This window comes from Holospora undulata HU1, from assembly GCF_000388175.3.
Lineage (GTDB): Bacteria > Pseudomonadota > Alphaproteobacteria > Holosporales > Holosporaceae > Holospora > Holospora undulata_A.
This window is the reverse complement of sequence record NZ_ARPM03000024.1, coordinates 1-3,811: the sequence shown is the minus strand read 5'-3', so window position 1 is coordinate 3,811 and position 3,811 is coordinate 1. Positions and strand designations below refer to the sequence as shown.

General features: G+C 35.0%; 6 protein-coding genes. 5 read left to right on the top strand and 1 reads right to left on the bottom strand.

The window, feature by feature from the left end:
- Positions 1-158: 158 nt before the first annotated feature.
- Complete coding sequence (locus tag K737_RS00250; RefSeq protein ID WP_024161295.1) at positions 159-413, bottom strand: hypothetical protein; 255 nt, start codon at positions 411-413, stop codon at positions 159-161.
- A gap of 10 nt (positions 414-423) precedes the next feature.
- Between K737_RS00250 and K737_RS07095 the strand changes: the two genes are divergently transcribed.
- From K737_RS07095 to K737_RS00235, 5 genes are all read left to right on the top strand, one after another.
- On the top strand, positions 424-561 hold the full coding sequence (locus K737_RS07095; protein ID WP_075260283.1) for an IS630 transposase-related protein: 138 nt from the start codon (positions 424-426) through the stop codon (positions 559-561).
- A complete protein-coding gene (locus K737_RS11570; RefSeq protein WP_152530995.1) occupies positions 545-718 on the top strand; it encodes an IS630 transposase-related protein in 174 nt (57 codons plus the stop codon). Before K737_RS07095 ends, K737_RS11570 begins: the two co-directional genes overlap by 17 nt.
- Positions 719-1,240: 522 nt before the next feature.
- Positions 1,241-1,582: a Grx4 family monothiol glutaredoxin gene (grxD, locus tag K737_RS00245; RefSeq protein ID WP_006293156.1), complete on the top strand. Its 342-nt coding sequence runs from the start codon at positions 1,241-1,243 to the stop codon at positions 1,580-1,582.
- 3 nt (positions 1,583-1,585) lie between these two features.
- Positions 1,586-2,515, top strand: coding sequence for a tyrosine-type recombinase/integrase (locus tag K737_RS00240; protein ID WP_006293153.1), 930 nt, complete (start codon positions 1,586-1,588; stop codon positions 2,513-2,515).
- A complete protein-coding gene (locus tag K737_RS00235) occupies positions 2,512-3,069 on the top strand; it encodes a flavodoxin family protein (protein WP_081731119.1) in 558 nt (185 codons plus the stop codon). Before K737_RS00240 ends, K737_RS00235 begins: the two co-directional genes overlap by 4 nt.
- The last annotated feature ends 742 nt before the right edge of the window (positions 3,070-3,811 follow it).

Sequence of the window (3,811 nt, the reverse complement as noted above, 5' to 3'; positions counted from 1 at the left end):
AATTATTCATAAAACTACCGCTTTCTTTTGGAAAGTTTGGTAGCACCCAACCCCCTTTGCAAGCCAGATATCAACCCAATTGCAATTGTATTTTCCAATTAAACCGCCTACTGGATTTGTTCCCCCAGTCACAAGAGCCATAACACCGCTTGCCTTTATCAATAGTGTTCATGCGTTCTTGGAATATCATGAGCAAAACCACTTTCATCACTATAACCTATCTGCTTAGCTTCTTTTTTCAATTCTTCAATTTTTTTGCAAAACATAGACCTTCTCTCTGGATCGGATGATTGAGAGTTTTTTTTATATGTCTCTCCTAAACGGTGTTTTGCATATCTTATACCAGAAACGCTGACTTTTAACCTCTTAGCCTTTTCATAGCTATATAGTAGTTTAGGTTGAATTAGGTGCAATAAAAGGAAAATGATAAAGAGCTACCGCAACGATTTAAGACAAAGGGGAATAGAATATTTAGATGAGGGGGGCAGGTATATTGAAGCATCGCACCTATTTAAAATAAGTGTATCAGCGATAGGAAGGTGGCATAGAAAATTGGAATAGAAAATGCAGACAAGAAGACAGTTGTTTTCCTAAAAGGCTTGGTGGCTCAGAAAAAAAGATTAACTTAGAAAAACTTGAAGAGTACGTCAAAAAAATCCAAGATACTACCTTGAAAAAAGCTCCTCAAGAATTTGGGGTACAATCCATTACTGGTTAAAAAGATTAGGCTTGTAGCTTAAAAAAAGACTTTCAGTCAGCATCAATAATCGATCAATATATAGCGTATCCAAGTATTGTATATATTGATGAAAGCGGCATTGATAGGCTATGTGCAAATACAGAAACTTGGGCAGAAAAAGTGAAAATGCGGTATAATTTTCCTACCTCCTTGTCCTCCATATTTGAATCCAATAGAGAAATTTTGGGCTAATATGAAGAGGGGGACAATATACTAAATTTCAACGCTCTATTCGACGCTATTTCGTGCTTCTTTAAAGTATTTAACTCAACCTAAATTACTATAACTTTTTTATTTACTCCAACATTTTCTAGATCTTAACCCCATTGAACATAAATTTAGCCCAAAAAAAGATTATCGAAGAAGAAATCAATAAAATGCTATGGAAGCTTTTTTGTGACTACAATTTACGACTTTTTCATATTGTTTGATCTATACTTGTAGCGATATTTTAAGTATGTTATGCTTTTTAAGAAAGTTTGCGTAATATCGGTTTAAATAATGAATAGTTTAAATACTCAAGATGTTCCAGAATTTTATGATCTTCAGTTGTTAATAGATTCTTTTCCTATTATGCTGTTTATGAAAGGTTCTCCTGATCATCCTTTGTGTGGATTTTCCAAGACAGTTGTGGAAATTTTAAAAAATTACACCAATGATTTTGGATTTTTCGATGTTTTACGTGACGAATCTGTGCGTCAAAGAATTAAGTTATTTTCAAATTGGCCTACTTTTCCTCAGCTTTATGTGAACAGTGTACTGATTGGTGGATGTGATATTGTAACGCTGCTTCACAAACAAGGATCTCTTCAAGAAACACTTTTTTTGAAAACTGCTCTTTAGTTTATGAACGGAAATTCTCGTGATTCTTTTTGGCTCGAAGCGTTTTTAGAGATGTTGCGTGTAGAAAAAGGGCTTAGTAAAAATACATGCAGTTCTTACGCTTTTGATATTATTCAAACTGCTCAAAAGCTAGATATTTTAAGCGTGACTTCTTCTGAAATGGTGTGTTACGTGCACCAGCTTTCTTTGGAAAAATCTTTAAGTCCAAGAAGCATCGCAAGGCGTGTTTCTGCGTTGCGTCAATTATATCATTTTTTATACCAAGAAGAGTATGTTCAAAATAATCCTATGATAGATATTGTGCTTCCCCGATATTTTGCTTCTGTTCCCAAAGTATTGAGTATACAAGAAGTTCGTCAGTTAATAGACACAGCTCAAAAAAACCTTTCTTCAAAAGGAATTAGAACGTACGCATTGCTGGAAATGCTTTATTCTACAGGAATGCGTATCTCAGAAGCTTTATCTATTTCGTTAGTCGCGCTAAATGCAGCACTTCAAGAAAAGTCAGAACAAACTGGAGTGCTGTGCTTAAGAGGAAAGGGAGAAAAAGAACGTATAGTGTTTTTAACGCCTGAAGCGCAAAATGCGTTGGGATGCTATCTGTCCGTCAGGTCCAGCATGCCTTTTGCAGAAAAACCTTATGTTTTTCCAGGAAAATCCGGCCATTGGCCCAGACAGTCTGTAGGGCGAGAATTAAAAATGCTAGCGATATCCTCTGGCATTGATCCAGAACGCATTTCTCCCCACATAATTCGCCATGGTTTTGCAACTCATTTATTGGAACAGGGAGTAGATCTTTTCACTATAAAGTCTTTTCTGGGGCATCAAGATATTTCTACAACTCAAATTTATACTCAAGTAACACAACGCCGGTTATCTCAGGTATTAAAAGACCATCACCCCTTAAGTTCCACACAATCAAGGAAGGGATGATGGATTTTTTTTCTTCGTGCATTGCGCTTAATGGAAGTTCCCGCCCTTTTGGAAATACAAAAACGCTGCTGAACAAAATCGAACAAATTTTGGAAGAGCCCCATACTTCTTCAATTCCGATTGTTGATTTGTGCACATTGAACATCACGCCTTATGATTATTTGGGACGGAATAGTGGAGATGATTTTTTACCTTTAATTACTCGATGCATTAAAAATTACTCCCATATCATCTTTGCAACTCCAATATATTGGTACACGGTTAGTGCCCACACGAAAATCTTCTTAGATCGATTTACAGATTTAATAACGATTCATAAAAACTTAACAGAAGAGTTGATAGGGAAAGAAATTTCAGTTGTTGCTAGTTTTGCAGGGCGAAATCAAGAAACCCTGCTGATAATGAAGCAGAACGTTGATACCATTTTTTTTAATTTCTGTCATTATCTTAAGATGCACTATAAGGGGTCTTACTTTGCTCATTCTAGCCTTGAGGAAGTTAATACAGAGGAATTAAAAAAATTTTTTCTTAAAAATAAAAGCCTGAAAAGTTGAAAAAAGTACTAAAAAAATAATTTTTGTGAATGTACTAAAACTTTATAACAAAATCACGAGAAGCTTACTAGGTTTGATACAAAAACCTAAAAACTGCTTTATCACATAATAGATTTTTTTCATTTTGTGTGCTTTTTTTAAATCTTCGGAGCACACTATCGTCACCTTTTATAATAATAAATTTTTTTGAAAGAAAAATATAAGATGAAGATTAAATAGCTAGAGCAATCAGAAATCATTAGATTGTCTATAGTAATCTAGGTTGAATTAGATATTTTAAAGAACCACGAAATAGCATCAAATAGAGCATTGAAATTTAGTATATTGTCCCCCTCTTCATATTAGCCCAGAATTTATCTATTGGACTCAAATCACGAAGAGCAAGGAGGCAGAAAAATTATACCGCATTTTACAGATTTTATTCATTCTCTACTTCTCTTGGATTTATGAAAAGAGGCGTTATCCATAATAACACCTTGACCAGGCTTTAGTTCCTTGATCAGAAATTTTTCTACCCAAGTCTACCCCATTGGTGCCATCAGCTTGTTGTTAACCAAACCGGCAATACTATTTGTTCTTTGATACTATTTCCCACTCTTTTTGCCAACCAACTTTTCACTTTTTCTGCCCAATTTTCTGTCTTTGCACATAGCCATATCAATGCCGATTTCATCAATATATACAATGCTTGTATGCTATAACATGCGAACACTCATGCCGAAGGTACACCTGTCTTAACCCC